Source organism: Nocardia rhizosphaerihabitans, assembly GCF_014646295.1.
Taxonomy (GTDB): Bacteria; Actinomycetota; Actinomycetes; order Mycobacteriales; family Mycobacteriaceae; genus Nocardia; species Nocardia rhizosphaerihabitans.
Genome location: NZ_BMNE01000001.1, coordinates 233,313 through 248,722 on the forward strand (window position 1 = coordinate 233,313; position 15,410 = coordinate 248,722).

Here is a 15,410-nt window from a genome sequence, read left to right on the forward strand (position 1 = left end):
GGCGGTTAGGCTTCGGCCATGCTCCGACGCTCCGGCCCGCGGGTGATCCGCTGTCTCGCAACCGCTCTCGCCGCTGTCGCACTGACCGGCCTCGGCCCTATCGCCCCGGCGCACGCCCAAGCGGGGTGCGCGCAGGGCTGGCAGGCCGACATCATCGCCGCCGATCTCGGCGGCCTGGAAAACCTCGAGTACGACGGCGCGGGCGGGTTCTATGTCACCGGCATCGTCGAAGGCGAACTCCTGCACGTCGACGAAGACGGCAAGGTCACCACGATCCTCACCGGCCTGGACGCCCCCGCCGGGCTCCGATTGTCCGGCGACATCCTCTATTTCATCACCGGCGACGGCACTACACCCCAGGGCGGCGGCACCCTGCGCCGACTCCACCTCCCGACCGGCGAAGTCACCGTGCTGCTGCCCGACCTGGTCCAGCCCAACGGCCTGCTCCTGCTCCCCGACGGCGACCTGCTCATCTCCCAGCTGTCGATCCCGTGGCCCCCGGTCGGCATCAGCCGATACCGCCCCGCCACCGGCGAATTCACCCTCGCCTGGTCTCCGGTCCCCCGCCCGAACGGCCTGGCCCTCACCCCCGACCGCGCAGCGGTGTTCACCGACGACGTGGCCACCTCCCACATCCTGCGCGTCCCCCTCGACGCCCCGCACAACCCGACAACGGTGGCCACCGTGCCCGACGGCCTCTTCCCCGGCCTCGACGACCTCGACGCCACCGCCTCCGGCCTGGCCTTCGTCGCCGGCGACTACTCCGGCAGCGTCTACCAGATCGACACCGCCACCGGCCACCGGTGCACCATCGCCACCGGCTGGACCACCCCGCGCGGACCCCTCCCGGAGCGCCCGCCGATCGGCCCCACCTCCGCCCGCATCGCCCCCGACGGCAACTCCTGGGCCCTCTTCGTCACCAGCATCGACGGCACCCTGCGCCGTCTCCGCCCACCCGCCACCATCGACCTGACCCCACCCCTGCCCCGCTGACCGGACCGCGTCAGCGCCTGTCGCGCAATCGAGCGCGCCGGCGCTGTCAGCCGTCGGCCGCAGTCGCGCCGCACCGATCGTCCGCGGCCTGCTTACGATCAGGATGATCTCAGCGCTGGAACGGATGCGATGGTCTTGGCGGACTGGCGGATTCGTCGATCGAGTGAGGGGGAGGCAGCGTGCAACCGGCACCGGAGTGGTCGCAACAACAGGGATTCGGAATCAGGGTGGAGTGGGGGCGTGCGGGGGCCGGCGCCGTCGGGGTGGGAGCTGTTTGTGTGGTGGTGGTCGACGTGTTGTCGTTCACCACCTCGGTGTCGGTGGCGGTCGGTGCGGGCACGGCGGTGTTTCCGTATCGGTGGCGGGACGAGTCGGCGCGGGAGTTCGCCGACCGGCACGACGCGGCCCTTGCCGTCGGGAGGCGTCAGGTCGGTGCCGCGCAGCCCTGGTCGCTGTCACCCGCCGCGATTCGCCGCGGGCCGTTCACCGAGCGCTTGGTTCTGCCCTCCCCCAATGGTTCTGCCATCGCGGCCGGTGTCTCCGGGGCGACGGTGGTCGCGGCATGTCTGCGTAACTACCGCGCCGTCGCGGAGTGGCTGATCAGCCGGAACTGGGGCACACCCACCCGGCCGATCGCGATCATCGCGGCGGGCGAGCACTGGCCGGGCAGCGAGGTGGCACGGCCCGCCGTGGAGGATTGGCTCGGTGCGGGCGCGCTCGCCGCCGCGCTCCTCGATCGCGGCGCCACGGATCCTTCGCCCGAAGCACTGTCGGCAGCAACCACTTTCACGTCATCGACGGACGTCCCCGCCCTGATCGCCACCTGCGCGTCCGGCCGTGAGCTCGCCGCCATCGGTTTCGCCGACGATGTCGCCCTCGCGACGGAACTCGACGCCGATCCCATCGTTGCGGTCCTCGTCGACGGCGCCTTCACGGCCCGGCAACCGTCCTGACCGACTCTGCGGAACAACACCGTTCGAGCCGGTCAGGACGGAGTGGCGGGCGACGGGTGGATCCCCACCACCCGTCGCACGTCGGCGGCTACTGGTTCGCGCCGATGATCCCGCCGATCACCGCACCGATCACACAGCCGGGAATGGCGCTGACGAACAGGAAGATCAACCCGATCAGCGCGCCGACGACACAGCCGATCGCGATACCGGCGACGATATTGCCGGTCTGGTCGATGTTCTGCAGCGCCACCGGATTCGGCGCCGGTGCGCCGACGGGGGTGAGGGTGAGCGTCGTCGCCGCGGCGTCGACCTCGGGGATCACCTGCACCGCGGGGCCGGCCACGGTCTGCACGGTCGTCGGGATGAAGCCGACCCGGCTCCCGTCGGGCGCCAGCACGGCGACCCCGGCATCGGGCGTGAGCTCGAAGGTGCCCGCCGCCAGTGCCACGGTCGCCGCCGACCCGTCCGGGGCGACGGCCGCGGTATAGGTGAGGGCGCCGTCGACACCGGCCACCCCGGGGCCTGCGAGGGGGGCGCCGTGCGCGGTGGCCGCGGTGATGCCGGTCGCTGCCACGGTGAGCACACCGGCAGCCAGCAACTGCTTGAACTTCATGGGATTTCCCTCCGACTTGCCGACCCGACCTGCCCCGGGATCAGCGTGTTACCCACCCATGATGCGCCATGGCTATGTCGCATAAACCCAGTTCGACCGAATCCGGATCAGTCTGCGGCACAGGCGGATTCGCAATCCATGGGCAAACCGATCGGTCTCCCCCGAATCACCTGCCGAAATCGACGACCCACTCAGCGGGACAAACGCGAAATAACACCAACCTAACGCTCGCTAGGTCACATACTCCGTGGCGGAACATGTGCGATCTACATCACATCGAAGCGCACGCGTTCCACTCCATTTCGAACAAAGTTCCCGAACAACGGAGCGTGGCAATGTCCACCATTCCTCAAGATCCCCCCACGTCAGAGGGCCCCGAACTCACCAAGGGCAACGACGACACCGGACGACTCGACGGCGCATCCCGCGCCCGGATCTTCACCGTCCTGGCGGTCATCGTGCTGTTCACCGAGATCGCCCCGATGCAGTACACGATCGTCTCGGCGGCGCTACAGAAGATCTCCCCGACCTTCCCCGGCGTCGGCGCGAACATCAACTGGGCCATCATCGTTTTCGGCCTGATCGGCGCGGCCGCGTCACCACTCATCGGCAAGATGAGCGATGTCTGGGGCAAGAAGCGGATGTTCCTCATCTGCGGCGTGCTGTTCGTGATCGGCTGTGTGCTCGACGCGACCACGTCGAACTGGGGCATCTTCCTGCTCGGCCGCTGTCTGCAGGCCACCGCCATCGCGACCGCGGTCATCGCCTACGGCCTGATCCGGGACCTGATGCCACGCAAGTACGTCCCGCTCGGCCTCGGCGTCACCGCGACCGGCTTGGGCGTGTCCGCCATCGCCGGACCGCTGCTCGGCGGCTTCCTCGTCGACAACTACAGCTGGCGCGCGATCTTCTGGTGCCTGGCCGCGTTCACCCTGGTGATGCTGCCGCTGGTGTACTTCGTGGTGCCGGAGTCCAAGCTGCGGGTGCGCGAGCGGATCGACATCGTCGGCGCGCTGCTGCTCTCCGGCGGCGCCGCGCTGATCCTGATCTACGTCGACAAGGGCCACGACTGGGGATGGGCCGAGCCGACCACCCTGGCCTGGGTGATCACCGGCGTCGTCCTGCTGATCCTGTTCGTCCTGGTGGAAACCCGGGTCGCGCAACCGATCATGGACATGAAACTGCTGTTCCACCCGCGCGTCGCGCTGGTGCTGGCCGGCGCGCTGTTCGCCTCGTTGCAGATCGGCGTCGTCTCCTACGCCATCGCCTACATGTCGCAGACGCCCGACGAGGCGACCGTCACCGCGGGCGCGCAACAGGGCATTCTCGCCAAGGTGCAGGCCGCGACCGGTCAGCCACTGCCCGCCGAAGCCGTCCAGGTGACACTCGACCCGGGCTATACCTACGGCAGCGGCTACACCCTGCTGGAGTTCGCGCTGCGCATCGCCCTGCTCGGCGCCGTGGTCACGATGATCTGCGGCGCGCTCGCCGGTGTGATCGCACGCCGGGTCGGCGCCAGGATTCCGCTGGTCATCGCCCTGGTGATCTTCGTCGGCTCGGCGGTGGCCTTCGCCGTGCTCCCGCACACCAGCACCGTGTTCCTGCTCGTGAACGCCGTGTTCAGCATCGGTTTCGGCTTCTACTACGCGGCCATGCCGATTCTCATGGTGGAGGCCGTCCCGCAGGAGCAGCAGGGCGTCAGCCTGGGCATGCTAGGCGTCATGCAGTCGATGGGTGTGGCCGTCGGCCTGGCGATCGTCACGGCGTTCCTGCACGCCAACGGCATGACCGCGCTGGTCAGCGTCGGCGGGCAGGCGCAACCACCGGCGCCGATTCCGGATGTCTTCGGCGATCGCGGCTACGAGCTGGGCTTCTGGGTCTGCGGCGCCGCGGCGGCCGTGGCCCTGGTCCTCGCCGTGATCATGCGACACGGCCGCACGCCCGCCACCGGCGGCACCGCGCACTGAGCCCCATGGACGGGTCGGTACTCACCGGCCCGTCCGCGGGTTGCGGTATTTAAATACCCCACCTACCCTCGGATCCATGGTGCGTCTCCCTCTCAGCCCGGCCCAGGTCGAAGCAGGCCGTCGCCTCGGCCGCTGCCTGCGCTCCGCGCGCGGCGAGCGCGATCTCGCCGAGGTCGCCCACGCGGCGGGCATCTCCCCGGAGACGCTGCGCAAGATCGAATCCGGCCGCCTGCCCTCCCCCGCCTTCGGCACCGTCGTCGGCCTCGCGGAGGCGCTGTCGCTCCCGCTGACCGAGCTCGCCGAGGTCTACCGCGCCGAGCAGGTCGCCGAATCCGCCTGACCCGCCCGGGTTTTCGGCTCAGTCGCGGAGCGTGAGAACGCTCGGCCCGTCGGCGGTGACCGCGATCGTGTGCTCGCTGTGCGCGCACCGCGATCCATCGGCGGAGCGGATCGTCCACCCGTCGGCATCGGTCACGACCTTCGCGGTGCCCGCCGCGAACCAGGGTTCGATCGCCACGGTGAGACCGGGGCGCAAGCGGAAGCCACGACCGGCCCTGCCCGCGTTGGCGACGTGCGGATCCTCGTGCATGGTCCGGCCGATGCCGTGTCCGCCGAATTCGGTGTTGACCGGGTAGCCGTAATCGTGCGCGACCGCCGAGATGGCGGCGGAGATGTCACCGATGTGGTTGCCGGGCTGCGCGGCCGCGATCCCGGCAGCAAGCGCCTCCTCGGTCGCCTGGACCAGCCGCCGATCGGCCGGGTCCGGCGTGCCGACGATGGTGGTCACCGCGGAATCCGCGGCCCAGCCGTCGATGGAGACGGCCAGGTCGGCGGTGAGCACATCACCGTCGCGCAGGACGTAGTCGTGCGGAAGTCCGTGCAGCACAGCGTCGTTGACCGCCAGGCACACGGTGTTGCGGAACGGCCCGCGACCGAACGAGGGCGCGTAGTCCCAGTAGCACGACACCGCGCCGCGCTCGCGGATCCGTTCCCGCACATACATTTCCAGCTCGAGCAGATTCACGCCGACGGCGGCATGCGCATGCACGCCCGCCAGCACATCGGCCACGAACCGGCCGGTCACCCGCATCCGCTCGATCTCCGCGGGTGACTTCAGCTCCACCATCACGCCTCCAGTTGGTATTTTCATACCAGCCTAGTGACGGCGGTATAAAAATACCAATCGGGCGATCAGCGGTTCAGGTTGCCCATGTCCACCGGGATCTGCGCGCCGGTGACCTGTCCGGCCTCGTCCGAGCACAGCCACGCCACCGTGGCGGCGATCTCCTCGGGCTCGGTGAGGTAGGTGGGCAGCGCGTTCATGAAGATCGGCGACAGCGTGGCCGCGTGCTTCTCGAACAGCGGGCCCATCTCCGCCATCTGCATGCCGGTCGCCACCCCGGCCGGGTGCACGGTGTTGACCCGGATCTTGTACTCGCCGAGTTCGTTGGCCATCGTCTTGGCCAGGCCGGTGATGGCGTGCTTGGTGGCGACGTAGTGGCCCGTGAACGGAATGCCCTTGAGCCCGGCCACCGAGCTGATGAACACCATCGCGCCACCCTCACCCTGCTCGATCAGGTGCGGAATCGCGGCTTTCGCGGTATGGAAGACGCCGGTCAGGTTGACATCGATCGTCTCCTGCCACTGCTCGGCGGTGATCTCCCAGGACATCGCGGCCGAACAGATACCGGCGTTCGCGACGACGACGTCGAGCCTGCCGAACTGCTCGATCCCCGCCGCCAGCGCCGCCGAGAGCGCGGCGAAATCACGGACGTCGACCTTGCTCGCGGCGATCTTGCCCCCGGCCGCTTCGACGAGGCGAACGGTCTCGGCCAGATCCTCTTCCGTGGCGCCCGCGTAGCTGGTGCTGGCGAAATCCGCGCAGGCGTCGATCGCGATGATGTCGGCGCCCTCCTCCGCGAAGCGAACCGCCTCGGCCCTGCCCTGACCGCGGGCCGCGCCGGTGATGAAGGCGACCTTGCCCTCGTAGCGTCGCGTCATGTCCTACTACCTCCGAACGTCGATGTGCACTATGAACACCACACCATTGCCGGGCGTCTCGCGGTGCGGAATCAGCGGATTGGCCGCGGCGAGAAGTCAGTCGCAGGCGAAGGTCGCCCACGCCCGGACGACGACCTCGCCCGCGGCATCGGCCCCGGACAGGGTGACGTCGACGCGCGATTCACCGTCTTGCACATAGCTCTGCGTGACATGCCCCGAGCAGGTCATGACATCGCCGGGCGGCAGCGGACGCACGACCCTGGTGCGAAAACGCCGGATGTTCTCCGCGCCCAGCCAGTCGGTGGCATAGGTGGCCAGCAGCGCGGCGGCCTGCGGCGAGGCCGGTTCGCCGGCAACGGGTCCGGCGGCGGCCCACGACTCGGCGACGAGGCCACCGGTGCGATCGAAGTAGCGGGTCAGCGATTCGGCGGCCGTGACAGCGGGCGTGTCCACCGGATCGCCCGCGACCGCGCGGATCGCGGTCAGCCGGTCGCCCGCGCGCGGGGGCGGGCCGAAGAACCGGTGATCGGTCTCCACCCGTTCGCCCACCGCGGCGCCGAATCCGTCGGCGGGCAGGAAGGTCGGCGGGACCACCGGCCGGTCGGCGAGCCGGTAGGCCGGATTGTGGGAGCGCGCCGCCTCGGCGAACAACCGGATGGCATCGGTCTCCAGAACCACCGCGACGTTACCCATGATCATTCCTCTCGTCCTGCCTGCAGGTGCCGTCACGCTAATGGCCGCGCACAGGCTGTGATCGGTTCCTCTCCCGCTGATCGGGACACCGGCCGTCCGCGCCGAAAACATGTCCGCTGACCGGGAACACGGCAGCCCGACGACCCCCTCGCGGCGTGACCATCAGCACAGCTCATCCCCACTCCGTCCGATACATGGAGGTTTCGATGCCGGAGAACCCGCCGAACGGCCGATCACTGGACGCCACCGCCGACTACCGTCAGATCGAGGCTGCTGCCGCGCCTGCCCGCTTCGCCCGCGGCTGGCACTGCCTCGGCCTGCTCTCGTCGTTCCGCGACGGCACGCCGCACGAAGTGAAGGCCTTCGGCACCACCCTGGTGGTGTTCCAGTCCGAATCCGACGGGGCGCTGCACGTGCTCGACGGATTCTGCCGCCACATGGGCGGCAATCTGGCGCACGGCACCGTCAAAGGCGACTCGATCGCCTGCCCGTTCCACGACTGGCGCTGGGGCGGCAACGGCAAGTGCACCGCCATCCCGTATGCGCGCCGGGTGCCCCCGCTGGCCAAGACCCGCTCGTGGCCGACCCTCGAGCGCAACGGCCAGCTCTACGTCTGGCACGACCCGCAGGGCAGCAAGCCCACCGACGAGGTGACCATCCCCGAGATCGAGGGCTACGGCACAGCGGAGTGGACCGACTGGACCTGGAACTCGATGCTCATCGAGGGCTCGCACTGCCGTGAGATCGTCGACAACGTCGTGGACATGGCGCACTTCTTCTACGTGCACTACGCGTTCCCGCGCTACTTCAAGAACGTCTTCGAGGGCCAGGTCGCGACCCAGTACATGCGCTCGACCCCGCGTCACGACATCGAGGTCGGCACCAGCTACGACGACCCCAACTCCACCTTGCGTTCGGACGCTTCGTATTTCGGCCCGTCGTACATGATCGACTGGCTCTGGAGCGAGGCCAACGGCATGACGATCGAGACGGTGCTGATCAACTGCCACTACCCCGTCAGCGAGAACTCGTTCGTGTTGCAGTACGGCGCGATGGTCAAGAAGCCGCAGGGCATGTCCGACGACGACGCGAACGCGATGGCCGCCCAGTTCGCGCAGGGCGTCGAGTACGGCTTCGAGCAGGACGTCGCGATCTGGAAGAACAAGGCGCCGATCGACAACCCGCTGCTCTCGGAGGAAGACGGACCGGTCTATCAGCTGCGACGCTGGTACAAGCAGTTCTACGTCGACGTCGAGGACGTCACCGACGACATGACCAAGCGGTTCGAGTTCGAGATCGACACCGAGCGCGCGGTGACCAGCTGGGAGGCCGAGGTGGCCGACAACATCGCCCGCGGCGCCGTCATCAACACCATGTCCTGACCCTCACCACCCCGAACAGAAAGCACCACCTGCGATGACCAAGGTTCTCGACAACATCGCCGCGATCGCGGACCAGCTGCGCGATCAGGCCCCGGAGGCCGAGCGGCTCGGACAGCTGCCCGACGCCACGGCCCAGCTGCTGAAGTCGGCGGGCCCGATCCGCCTGCTCCAGCCCAAGAAGTACAGCGGGTACGAGGCGCATCCGCGCGAGTTCGCCGAGACGGTGATGGCCACCGCGGCGCTGGATCCGGCCAGTGGCTGGATCGCCGGCATCGTCGGCGTGCACCCGTGGCAGCTGGCCTTCGCCGATCCGAAGGTGCAGGACGAGGTGTGGGCCGACGACCACGACACCTGGATGGCCTCGCCTTACGCGCCGACCGGCATCGCGCGCCCGGTCGACGGCGGCTACATCTTCAACGGCCGCTGGCAGTTCAGCTCCGGCACCGACCACTGCGACTGGATCTTCCTCGGCGCCATGCTCGGCAACCCCGACGGCTCGATGGCCCTGCCGCCCACGATGCTGCACATGATCCTGCCGCGCCAGGACTACACCATCGTCGAGGACTCCTGGAATGTGGTGGGCCTCAAGGGCACCGGGTCCAAGGACATCATCGTCAAGGACGCCTTCGTGCCCGACTACCGGGTGATGAACGGTGACCACGTCATCGACGGCACCGCGCAGAAGGAGTACGGCGTCACCGAGACGCTGTACAAGATGCCGTGGTCGACGATGTTCCCGCTGGGCATCAGCTCCGCGGTGGTCGGCATCGCCGAGGGCGCGCTGGCCGCGCACCTGGATTACCAGCGCGACCGGGTCGGCGCCCAGGGCACCGCCGTCAAGGACGACCCGTACGTGCTGTTCGCCATCGGCGAGGCCGCCGCCGACATCAATGCCGCCCGCCAGGAACTGCTGTCCAACGCCGACCGGATCTTCGACGCGGTCGACAAGGGCCAGGAGATCAGTTTCGCCGAGCGGGCCGCGGTGCGGCGGACCCAGGTCCGCGCGGCCTGGCGCGCGGTGATGGCCGTCGACCAGATCTTCGCCCGTTCCGGCGGCAACGCGATGCGCATGGACAAGCCGCTGCAGCGCTACTGGCGCGATGCCCACGTCGGCCTCGCGCACGCCATCCACGTGCCGAGCACGGTCTACCACGCCTCGGCCATCAGCTCCCTCGGTCTCGAGCCCGCGGACCACCTCCGCTCGATGATCTGACCGAATACCAAGAAGGACAACGGAAATGACAGACATCAAAGGCCTCGGCTACGTCAAGATCCAGACCGCCGACATGGACCGGTGGCGCACCTTCGCGTTCGACGTGCTCGGTTTCGCCGAGGGCAGCGGACCGGACGAGAACGCGCTGTATCTGCGGATGGACGAGCGCGCGGCGCGCATCACGGTCGTGCCGGGCGACACCGACGCCATCGTGACCATCGGCTGGGAGGTGCGCGACCACGCCGCCCTGGTCCGCGTGCAGGAGGCCGTGACGGCGGCAGGCATCGCGGTCAAGCCGCTCTCGGTCGAGGAGGCCGACGCGCGCCGGGTCGAGGAGGTCATCACCTTCCAGGATCCGACCGGCGCGACGCTCGAGATCTTCCACGGCGCGGTGCTCGACCACAGCCCGGTCGTGACGCCGTTCGGCGCGAAGTTCGTCACCGGCGCCCAGGGCCTGGGCCATGTGGTGCTGCCGACCATGGACCCCAACGGCGCGTTCGATTTCTACACCGATGTGCTCGGGTTCCTGCCGCGCGGCGCGTTCCGCATCCCGGCGCCGCCGGAGTTCGGTCCGATGCGGGTGCGCTTCCTCGGCGTCAACGAGCGTCACCACAGCCTCGCCCTGTGCCCGGCGCCGCACGGTGGCGCGCCGGGTCTGGTGCACATCATGGTGGAGGTCGACACCCTCGACGCCGTCGGCCAGGCGCTGGACCGCGTCACCAAGGACGGCTTCTCGGTGTCCTCGACGCTGGGCAGGCACACCAACGACAAGATGGTGTCGTTCTACGTGCGCGCGCCCGGTGGCTGGGACATCGAGTTCGGCACCGAGGGCATGAAGGTCGACGAGACCTACTACACCGCCGAGGAGATCACCGCCGACAGCTACTGGGGCCACGACTGGTCCGGTAGCGAGCCGCTCGCGGCCATGTAACTGCCCCGCACAGCCCCTTCGACGGCCCCCGTGCCGAGCACTCCGCTCGGCACGGGGGCCGTCGTCGTTGCACGCAGATTGCGGATTCATGTGACAACGAACACACGGGATGGTATCAATAGGTATATGCCTAATCGAAATATGCGAGTGGGCATCAGCTCGTAGATCCGAAATGGAGCGCCCGATGGTCATCCAGGCCGAAGCCACCACCCCCAGCGCGATCCTCGATCGCGCGTCCCTGCTGCTCGACGCCTTCGACGGCCCGGGCAGGCTCACCCTCGCCCAGATCGTGCGCCGCACCGGCCTACCCCGGTCCTCGGCACATCGCATGCTGGAGCGGCTTGTGCAGCTGCGCTGGCTACGGCGTGAGGGGCGCGACTACGAGCTGGGTATCCGGCTGATGGAGCTCGGGTCACTGGCCGTGCACCAGGATCGGCTGCATCGCGCGGCCATGCCGTTCCTGCACGAGCTGCACCGGGTGACCGGTTTCGTCGTGCACCTGGCCGTCCTCGACGGTTCCGACGTCGTGTATCTGGACAAGGTCGGCGGCGATCTGGCCGCGGCGGTCCCGACCCGCGTCGGCGGCAGGCGGCCCGCGCACTGTACGGCGGTCGGCAAGGCGATCCTGGCCTACTCCGACGAGCGCCGCCTCGCCGAGGTCGTCACCGGTCAGGCCGGTGCCCGCACCAAGTACTCGCTGACCACCCGCGCCCAGCTCGACGCCGAACTGAACAAGGTGCGAGCACACGGCATCGCGGTCGAGCGGGAGGAATCGCTGGCCGGCTTCGGCTGCATCGCCGCCCCGATCGGCGACCTCGGTGAGTCCGCCGTGGCCGCGGTGTCGGTGTGCGGACCGGTGGATCGCATGGTGTTCGACCACCGCCTCTCCGCGCCGATCCGCACGACAGCGCTCAATATCTGGCGCCACGTCGACGACGGCCGGGTGCGGGTCCGCCCGACCCTGCAGCAGCATCCGCGCCCGCTGGGCGTCGGCCCGGCGACCCGCGTCGCCACCGATCACCGCACGCACCGCTACGCGTGACCCCGGTGCGCCGCCCGGCGGGAGCGGGCGGCGGCCGGAATCAGGCGAGCTCGTTCACGCAGAAGCTGTGACAGATACGGTCGCGCACGATCACGTCCGGGCATTCGGGATCGAACCACCGGTCGACGTGCGCCCAGTGCACCGGGTGCATCAGATAGGGCCCGTCGAGCCCGTCGAGATCGGTGAACTCCTGCTCCCAGACATGCGTCCACGGCGCGGACCCGATCCCGCGGATCACCCGGCTCAGCTGCCAGGACCGCATCGTCTCGATGTAGCCGGGCATCCGCAGCAGGTCGGCCTCGAAGCGGTCCACCACCGTGCGCGCGGTCCCCGGCGCGACCCGCAGCAGCAGGACCCGGTACACCGATCCCGGTGAGCGCGGCTCGGCGAACCCACCGACACCGCCTTCGTATTCGGCACCGTCGACGTGGGTCACGAGCGGATCGGCCAGCACCGCGTCCACCCGCGATGCGCAGCCGGACCAGTCGGCGGGCTCATCGAATCGCAGGTGCACCAACACATCTCCGCCGTTACGCACCCCCGGCAAAGTGGGCTGAACCAGCACCCGCCGCGCCACCCCGGCCGCCGCCGCGCGCAGTTCGGTCATCAGATTCGCGGCGTCCGAACCGGCCGCAGGGGAAAGATGCACCAGCCGAACAACATCAAACATTGCCGAGCCTCTCGATATCGGCGGCCTCGGCCCCGGTCGACCGCGTGCGACGAACGATCAGGTCGTCCACGCCACCCCACCACCCCCGCACCGCCGGATCCGACCGCCCCCGCCACGTCATCTCCCACCACCCCTCGGCCCCGTCGAGCACCCACGTCGCCATCACCGTGTTCGATTCGTCGGGAAACCACACCGGCGGACTCACCACGATCCGCTCGAGCGTCATCCCCCGCTCCCGCGCCCCCGGCGCGTACTCCCGCAGATAGGCGTCGACGAAGTCCCTGGCCCGACCAGGTTTCGTCACCACGGTGTCGATCACATAGACCTTCGCAGTGTTCATGCGCCGACGGTAGGCACCCACCGACACGTGGCGACCAGGTATTTCCGCCCAGCGGGAGACCCGGCGCCTGCGTATCCGCGGTACTCAGCCGGCGAGCGGACCGGGACCGTACAGGACACTGATGCACATGCGCGTGCACTCGGCGGCCAGTTCGGCCGTCGTCATCGCGATGACGCCGTCGAGCCAGCCTTCGATGAGCTGATTCACCCCGCCGGTGATGAACATCGCCGCGCGGCGTAGCTGATCAGGGTCGCGCTCGGTGTCGTCGATCTCCGGTGCGTGCTGCACGACGAGGTCGGCGATCGTGGTCAGCACATCGTGCCGGCGTTCGGCGAGGCCGGGGATGCCCGCGGTGTCGCTGGTGACGATGTGCAGGATGTCCGGGTCGGTGGCCACGGTGTCGAGAAAGGCTTGCAGCGCCGCTTGCAGCCGCTCGAAAGCTGTCCCCTCGGCAGTGAGCCCCGCCTCGACCATCACGGCCAGCAACTGGTCGCGCACGTCGTCGGCGACGGCCACCAGCAGCGCCTCGCGGTTGGCGAAATGTTCGTAGAAATAGCGGTCGTTGAGCCCTGACAGCGCGCATATCCCGCGCACTTTCACCCCGGCGGGCCCGGATTCGGCCCACGCGGTGCGACCGGCGGCGAGCAGACGTTTGCGGCGTTCCGCGCGCCGGTCCTCGGCGCTGATCCCGCCGTAGGCCCGCACCACCCCAACCCTGGTCATTGACTCACTCTAGGCCACTCCGTAAATTGGAGGACGAACGTCACCAGATATTCCGGTTCAAGGGAGAACCATGACGATCGCCACCGAAAACCTGTACCGGCGGGTGTACGCGCCACTGCTGGACGAGCACGACTACCGTGTCGCGCAGATCGATGGGGCGTTGCCGAAGGATCTGACCGGCACCCTGTACCGGATCGGGCCTGGCAAACATCAAGTCGGCCGCACACTGCTGCACAGCATCTTCGACGGCGACGGCATGGTGTCGCAGTTCAGGCTCGACGGCACGTCGGTGCACTACCGCAACCGGTATGTCCGCACCCGGCATTTCGAGCACGGCCAACGCTCGGACCGCATCCGCTATCGCGGCGTCGGCACCCAGATTCCCGGCGGTCCGGCAGCCAATATCGGTCGGCGACCCGGCAATGTCGCCAACACCAACATCGTCAATTACGACGGCGGCCTTTTGGCGCTCTGGGAGCTGGGCAACCCCCACCGGGTCGACCCGGACACCCTGGACACGGTGGGCGCTGTCGATTTCGACGGCACACTCGGATTCCTCGGCGCGTTCTCCGCGCACCCGAAATGGGACCCGGCCACCGGCGAGATGTACAACTTCGGCCTCGACCTGCTGCCGACGCCCCGGATCCGGACCTACAAAGTCGACCGCCGCGGCACACTGCACCGGCTGACCACGGTGCCGATGTCGGACCTGAGCTGGAACCACGACTTCGCACTCACCGAGCGGTACTTGGTGTTCGTGCTCGATCCGCTGGTGCCCGATATCGCGAAAATCGCGTTGGCTCGCCATTCGTATATCGACTCGTTGCGCTTCAAGAAGTCCAAGGGCACCCGATTCCTGTTGGTACCCAAGGCCGGTGGCCGGCCGCGCATCGTCGAGCACGAGGCGCTGCTGCACTTTCACCTGACCAACGCCTACGACGACAGCAACGACGTCGTGATCGAGTTGGTCCGCTTCGACACCCGCTGGAACGAAGTCCGCAGACTCACCAATACGGTCAACACCGAATCGGCCGAAGGCCCACAATTCCCGGCATCGCGGTTGATGCAGTACCGAATCACCGCGGGAGGCACGGTAATCGAGCGCGAACTCACCAACCGTTCGGTGGAGTTCCCGCAATACGATTGGCGGCGCTCCACACATCGACACCGCTACAGCTACCTCTCGGGCAAGAGCGCGGGCGCGGCGGTATACGACTCGATCGTCAAGGTCGACCACCAGACGGGCGGAGTGACAAGCTGCGACTTCGCCGTCAGCTCCGTCGGCGAACCACTGTTCGTGCCCCGCACTCCCGATGCGGGCGAGGACGACGGCTGGCTGCTGTTCCTCAACCACGACCTCACCGAACACCGCTCCCAGCTGGTGATTCTCGACGCCCGCGATGTCGAGCACGGACCGCTGGCGACAGCGTGGCTCGAGCACCACATCCCGTGGGGCTTCCACGGAACCTTCACCCGCCGCATTGCGGAACCGGTCCCACCACCCGGCGCCCTGCGATAACCCGAAACCGGTTCGCAGTCAGGGCAGTTATCGCCGGTCTTCGATCGAGGCCTCGACCCGTGCGGCGAAGGCATCGAGCACCTCGACGTAGGCCGCCGGGACGCCGACCCGCATGACCAGGCCGGTGCCGGTGGTGTCGAAGTCGAAGGTGAAGAACGAGCAGCACGGCGATTCCCGCGCCGCGAGATCCAGGGCGGCGGCTTCGGCGGCGGCGGCCACGTGCAGGTCCAGCCGTGTCGGCGTGGGCCGGGCCATGCCGCACACCGACTCGGCGAAGAACCGATCGAACTCGGCGACTCGGGTCGGTTGTTCCGCGATCGGCAGGGTGCACGCGTCCGGCACCCAGTCGTCCTGACCTCGGGAAACCATG

At 68.5% G+C, this 15,410-nt stretch carries 17 protein-coding genes; 9 read left to right on the plus strand and 8 right to left on the minus strand.

The features are described 5' to 3' along the window. The first annotated feature begins 18 nt into the window (after positions 1–18). A complete protein-coding gene (locus tag IEY60_RS01025; RefSeq protein WP_189022791.1) occupies positions 19–993 on the plus strand; it encodes an SMP-30/gluconolactonase/LRE family protein in 975 nt (324 codons plus the stop codon). A gap of 278 nt (positions 994–1,271) precedes the next feature. Beyond that, positions 1,272–1,946 (plus strand): 2-phosphosulfolactate phosphatase, encoded by a 675-nt coding sequence (locus IEY60_RS01030; RefSeq protein WP_229739469.1) that lies wholly within the window; start codon positions 1,272–1,274, stop codon positions 1,944–1,946. Positions 1,947–2,034: 88 nt separating this feature from the next. Here the strand turns inward: IEY60_RS01030 and IEY60_RS01035 are convergent, their stop codons facing one another. Beyond that, positions 2,035–2,559 (minus strand): DUF8020 domain-containing protein, encoded by a 525-nt coding sequence (locus IEY60_RS01035; protein WP_189022795.1) that lies wholly within the window; start codon positions 2,557–2,559, stop codon positions 2,035–2,037. A gap of 335 nt (positions 2,560–2,894) precedes the next feature. Between IEY60_RS01035 and IEY60_RS01040 the strand changes: the two genes are divergently transcribed. Together IEY60_RS01040 and IEY60_RS01045 are read left to right on the plus strand one after the other, a co-directional pair. Continuing rightward, the gene (locus IEY60_RS01040; protein ID WP_189022797.1) at positions 2,895–4,526 is read left to right on the plus strand and encodes an MFS transporter; all 1,632 of its coding nucleotides are present in this window, start codon (positions 2,895–2,897) and stop codon (positions 4,524–4,526) included. Positions 4,527–4,602: 76 nt separating this feature from the next. Then, the gene (locus tag IEY60_RS01045; RefSeq protein WP_189022799.1) at positions 4,603–4,866 is read left to right on the plus strand and encodes a helix-turn-helix domain-containing protein; all 264 of its coding nucleotides are present in this window, start codon (positions 4,603–4,605) and stop codon (positions 4,864–4,866) included. An 18-nt stretch (positions 4,867–4,884) separates the two neighbouring features. Here the strand turns inward: IEY60_RS01045 and map are convergent, their stop codons facing one another. The 3 genes from map to IEY60_RS01060 all read right to left on the minus strand — a co-directional run bounded on the left by map (position 4,885) and on the right by IEY60_RS01060 (position 7,220). Further along, positions 4,885–5,652, minus strand: coding sequence for a type I methionyl aminopeptidase (gene map, locus IEY60_RS01050; RefSeq protein ID WP_189022801.1), 768 nt, complete (start codon positions 5,650–5,652; stop codon positions 4,885–4,887). A 65-nt stretch (positions 5,653–5,717) separates the two neighbouring features. Next, positions 5,718–6,527 (minus strand): mycofactocin-coupled SDR family oxidoreductase, encoded by an 810-nt coding sequence (locus tag IEY60_RS01055; protein ID WP_189022803.1) that lies wholly within the window; start codon positions 6,525–6,527, stop codon positions 5,718–5,720. Positions 6,528–6,623: 96 nt separating this feature from the next. Continuing rightward, on the minus strand, positions 6,624–7,220 hold the full coding sequence (locus IEY60_RS01060) for a hotdog family protein (RefSeq protein ID WP_189022805.1): 597 nt from the start codon (positions 7,218–7,220) through the stop codon (positions 6,624–6,626). 206 nt (positions 7,221–7,426) lie between these two features. Here IEY60_RS01060 and IEY60_RS01065 point away from each other — a divergent pair, with 206 nt between their 5' ends. The 4 genes from IEY60_RS01065 to IEY60_RS01080 all read left to right on the plus strand — a co-directional run bounded on the left by IEY60_RS01065 (position 7,427) and on the right by IEY60_RS01080 (position 11,788). Next, on the plus strand, positions 7,427–8,602 hold the full coding sequence (locus IEY60_RS01065) for a 3-ketosteroid-9-alpha-monooxygenase, oxygenase component (protein ID WP_189022814.1): 1,176 nt from the start codon (positions 7,427–7,429) through the stop codon (positions 8,600–8,602). 34 nt (positions 8,603–8,636) lie between these two features. Continuing rightward, on the plus strand, positions 8,637–9,815 hold the full coding sequence (locus IEY60_RS01070) for an acyl-CoA dehydrogenase family protein (protein WP_189022816.1): 1,179 nt from the start codon (positions 8,637–8,639) through the stop codon (positions 9,813–9,815). 25 nt (positions 9,816–9,840) lie between these two features. Next, on the plus strand, positions 9,841–10,746 hold the full coding sequence (gene bphC / locus IEY60_RS01075) for a biphenyl-2,3-diol 1,2-dioxygenase (protein ID WP_189022818.1): 906 nt from the start codon (positions 9,841–9,843) through the stop codon (positions 10,744–10,746). Between the two features lie 184 nt (positions 10,747–10,930). Further along, positions 10,931–11,788 carry an IclR family transcriptional regulator gene (locus IEY60_RS01080; protein ID WP_189022820.1) on the plus strand — a complete coding sequence of 286 codons (858 nt, stop codon included), beginning with the start codon at positions 10,931–10,933 and terminating at the stop codon, positions 11,786–11,788. A gap of 40 nt (positions 11,789–11,828) precedes the next feature. On the opposite strand, the gene IEY60_RS01085 is transcribed toward IEY60_RS01080, so the two are convergent. From IEY60_RS01085 to IEY60_RS01095, 3 genes are all read right to left on the minus strand, one after another. Continuing rightward, complete coding sequence (locus IEY60_RS01085) at positions 11,829–12,458, minus strand: Dabb family protein (protein WP_189022822.1); 630 nt, start codon at positions 12,456–12,458, stop codon at positions 11,829–11,831. Next, complete coding sequence (locus IEY60_RS01090) at positions 12,451–12,798, minus strand: hypothetical protein (protein ID WP_189022825.1); 348 nt, start codon at positions 12,796–12,798, stop codon at positions 12,451–12,453. Before IEY60_RS01090 ends, IEY60_RS01085 begins: the two co-directional genes overlap by 8 nt. 84 nt (positions 12,799–12,882) lie before the next feature. Beyond that, complete coding sequence (locus IEY60_RS01095; RefSeq protein ID WP_189022827.1) at positions 12,883–13,521, minus strand: TetR/AcrR family transcriptional regulator; 639 nt, start codon at positions 13,519–13,521, stop codon at positions 12,883–12,885. A 70-nt stretch (positions 13,522–13,591) separates the two neighbouring features. Here IEY60_RS01095 and IEY60_RS01100 point away from each other — a divergent pair, with 70 nt between their 5' ends. Continuing rightward, positions 13,592–15,040: a carotenoid oxygenase family protein gene (locus IEY60_RS01100; RefSeq protein WP_189022829.1), complete on the plus strand. Its 1,449-nt coding sequence runs from the start codon at positions 13,592–13,594 to the stop codon at positions 15,038–15,040. A gap of 27 nt (positions 15,041–15,067) precedes the next feature. Here IEY60_RS01100 and IEY60_RS01105 read toward each other — a convergent pair whose 3' ends face one another. After that, entirely contained in the window at positions 15,068–15,409 is a 342-nt protein-coding gene (locus IEY60_RS01105; protein ID WP_189024748.1) for a hypothetical protein, read from the minus strand. Between the last annotated feature and the right edge of the window lies 1 nt (position 15,410).

Bases quoted from the DNA above. Each gene is read 5' to 3' on its own strand.
- IEY60_RS01025 (WP_189022791.1), top strand. From the start codon at position 19: ATGCTCCGACGCTCCGGCCCGCGGGTGATCCGCTGTCTCGCAACCGCT.
- IEY60_RS01035 (WP_189022795.1), bottom strand. From the start codon at position 2,559: ATGAAGTTCAAGCAGTTGCTGGCTGCCGGTGTGCTCACCGTGGCAGCG.
- IEY60_RS01040 (WP_189022797.1), top strand. From the start codon at position 2,895: ATGTCCACCATTCCTCAAGATCCCCCCACGTCAGAGGGCCCCGAACTC.
- IEY60_RS01045 (WP_189022799.1), top strand. From the start codon at position 4,603: ATGGTGCGTCTCCCTCTCAGCCCGGCCCAGGTCGAAGCAGGCCGTCGC.
- map (WP_189022801.1), bottom strand. From the start codon at position 5,652: ATGGTGGAGCTGAAGTCACCCGCGGAGATCGAGCGGATGCGGGTGACC.
- IEY60_RS01055 (WP_189022803.1), bottom strand. From the start codon at position 6,527: ATGACGCGACGCTACGAGGGCAAGGTCGCCTTCATCACCGGCGCGGCC.
- IEY60_RS01060 (WP_189022805.1), bottom strand. From the start codon at position 7,220: ATGGGTAACGTCGCGGTGGTTCTGGAGACCGATGCCATCCGGTTGTTC.
- IEY60_RS01065 (WP_189022814.1), top strand. From the start codon at position 7,427: ATGCCGGAGAACCCGCCGAACGGCCGATCACTGGACGCCACCGCCGAC.
- IEY60_RS01070 (WP_189022816.1), top strand. From the start codon at position 8,637: ATGACCAAGGTTCTCGACAACATCGCCGCGATCGCGGACCAGCTGCGC.
- bphC (WP_189022818.1), top strand. From the start codon at position 9,841: ATGACAGACATCAAAGGCCTCGGCTACGTCAAGATCCAGACCGCCGAC.
- IEY60_RS01080 (WP_189022820.1), top strand. From the start codon at position 10,931: ATGGTCATCCAGGCCGAAGCCACCACCCCCAGCGCGATCCTCGATCGC.
- IEY60_RS01085 (WP_189022822.1), bottom strand. From the start codon at position 12,458: ATGTTTGATGTTGTTCGGCTGGTGCATCTTTCCCCTGCGGCCGGTTCG.
- IEY60_RS01090 (WP_189022825.1), bottom strand. From the start codon at position 12,798: ATGAACACTGCGAAGGTCTATGTGATCGACACCGTGGTGACGAAACCT.
- IEY60_RS01095 (WP_189022827.1), bottom strand. From the start codon at position 13,521: ATGACCAGGGTTGGGGTGGTGCGGGCCTACGGCGGGATCAGCGCCGAG.
- IEY60_RS01100 (WP_189022829.1), top strand. From the start codon at position 13,592: ATGACGATCGCCACCGAAAACCTGTACCGGCGGGTGTACGCGCCACTG.
- IEY60_RS01105 (WP_189024748.1), bottom strand. From the start codon at position 15,409: ATGGTTTCCCGAGGTCAGGACGACTGGGTGCCGGACGCGTGCACCCTG.